The sequence below is a fragment of the Paracoccus sp. (in: a-proteobacteria) genome (assembly GCF_047973135.1).
Lineage (GTDB): Bacteria > Pseudomonadota > Alphaproteobacteria > Rhodobacterales > Rhodobacteraceae > Paracoccus.
Window position 1 is genome coordinate 1 of the sequence record NZ_JBKEBL010000297.1, and the last position, 2,299, is coordinate 2,299.

The window sequence follows — 2,299 nt, forward strand, 5'->3', positions numbered from 1 at the left end:
GCCAGACCTCTTCGCCGACCAGTTCCTTCAGCGGCGACTGCTCGCAAATCTCGCGCGCCAGCCGGACGCCCCGGCGCAGCGTGTCCATATCCTCGGGATCGGCAAGGATCGTCGTTTCGAACAGCGGCGCGTCTGCCGGGTCTTTCGACCGCAACCCCAGCCGCCCGCGCGATTTCGGGCGCATGGTCATCGGATGGACCTGCACCGCGTGAAAGGCCAGCGGAGGCTGTCCGGGCGCGCCTGGCGCGAAGGGCGCGAAATTGTACTGTACATCAGGGCGACCCGTACCTCCGGTATCGACGCAGGCCCCCGCCTGCAACAGGTTAGAGGTCAGCAACCCGCGCCGGAACACCCAATAGTCGATACCGTGCCGGACCGCATTCAGCCCCTTTTCGGCATTGTACAGCCCGATGGGACGACGCAGGCGGCGAGTCACCGGCGCGCCGACATGATCCTGATAATTGCGGCCCACCTGATCGGATTCGTGGATAATGCCGATGCCGTGACGGTCCAGAACGTCGCGCGGCCCGATACCCGACAGCATCAGGATTTTCGGGCTGTGAAAGCTGCCTGCCGACAGGACGATCTCGCGCCGGGCACGAATCAGTACCGCCGACCCCGCCTGGTCATGGCATTCCACCGCCACCGCCCGGCGGTTTTCGATCACGACCCGACCGGCGGCATGACCGGTCAGGACGGTCAGGTTCGGGCGGCCAAGTTCCGGTTTCAGAAAGCAATGCGCCGCCGACTGCCGCTGTCCGTCATGAGCAGTCACCTGATACCAGCCCGCGCCCTCTTGCGTGGCACCGTTGAAATCGTCGGTCGCGCGGATGCCCGCGCCAATGGCGGCCTGCACGATCGCCCCCGCGACCGGGTGTTTCGCCGAAGGGTCATCGACCACCAGCCTGCCTGTGCTGCCGTGATATTCATTGGCAAGGCGGGTATTGCGTTCCTGCTTGCGGAACGTCGGCAGGACATCGGCATAGGACCAGCCGTCACAGCCATGTTCGCTGACCCAATCGTCGTAATCACGCGCCTGCCCGCGCATGTAGATCATGCCGTTGACTGACGATCCCCCACCGATCACCCTGCCCTGCGGCACCGGAAAGCGCAGCCCGTTCAGCGACGGATCGGGTTCGGACACGACCGCATCGGCATCGGTCTGCAATGCCTTGAAAAATGTCGCGGGGATGTGGATCCAGCGGTTGCTGTCGGTCTTGCCGCGCTCGATCAGCGCGACAGAGCCGTCGCCATCCGCCGCCAGCCGCGCCGCCAGAACGCAGCCCGCCGCCCCCCCGCCGACGATCACATAATCGTATTCGAACGGCTGTCCCGCCATGACGCGCCCCTTTCCCAATGTCCCCGTGATAATCTTGGCGCAAAACGGCGCAAATACAAAAGGGTATTTCACCCGGCCGGAATCGAGATCGAATGCAGCCCCTGAAACTGGGTCACGCCCTCATAGCCGAAATTCCGGCCGATTCCCGAATGTTTGAAGCCACCAAAGGGTCCGCGCCCGTCCTGCGCGGCAGCGCCGTGGTTATTGATATAGGTATAACCCGCCTCAAGCCGCCTTGCGATGGCGCGGGCGCGGTCCAGATCGGGCGACCACACCGAAGAGCACAGCCCGAAATCGCTGTCATTGGCCATCGCCACGGCCTGATCCTCGGTGTCAAAGGGAAGGACCGGCAGGGTCGGACCGAATTGTTCGTCGCGCACCACCGACAGCGCCGGGTCCGGGTCGATCACCAGCGTCGGGCGCAGGAAATAGCCGGTCTTGAACAGCGCCTCATCCGGCACCTCGCCCAGATCCAGGATCCTTGTGCCATGGTTCCGGGCCTGATCGACCATGCCCCGCACCACCTGCTGCTGCTTGCGGTTGTTCAGCGGACCCATGGTCGTGTCCGGCAACAGCCCGTCGCCGATCACCTGCCGCCGCCCGATGGCCGTCAGCCCCGCGACCACCTCGTCAAAGCGCGAGCGGTGGACGTAGAGCCGTTTCAGCGCCATGCAGATCTGGCCGGTGGACATAAAGGCCGCCAGCCACATCCGCAGCATCGCGGCATCGTTCAGTTCCGCATCCTCCAATACCAGCCCAGCATCGTTTCCGCCCAGCTCCAGCGTCACGGGCGTGATATTCCGCGCCGCGACCTGCATCACATGCCGCCCCACATCGACCGAGCCGGTAAAATTGACCATCCGCACCAGGGGATGCCCGACCAGCGCATCGCCGATCCTGCCCGAACTGCCGGTCACAAGATTGACGACGCCAGGCGGCAACAGTTCCGCGATGCGTCGC

General features: G+C 64.6%; 2 protein-coding genes. Both read right to left on the bottom strand.

The annotated features are described in order from the left end of the window. Positions 1-1,339, bottom strand: a 1,339-nt coding sequence (locus tag ACK5L9_RS21750) for a GMC family oxidoreductase (RefSeq protein ID WP_416913546.1), incomplete at its 3' end; no start/stop codon positions are given. Between the two features lie 68 nt (positions 1,340-1,407). Then, a partial coding sequence (locus tag ACK5L9_RS21755) for an aldehyde dehydrogenase family protein (RefSeq protein ID WP_416913547.1) occupies positions 1,408-2,299 on the bottom strand: 892 nt, incomplete at its 5' end.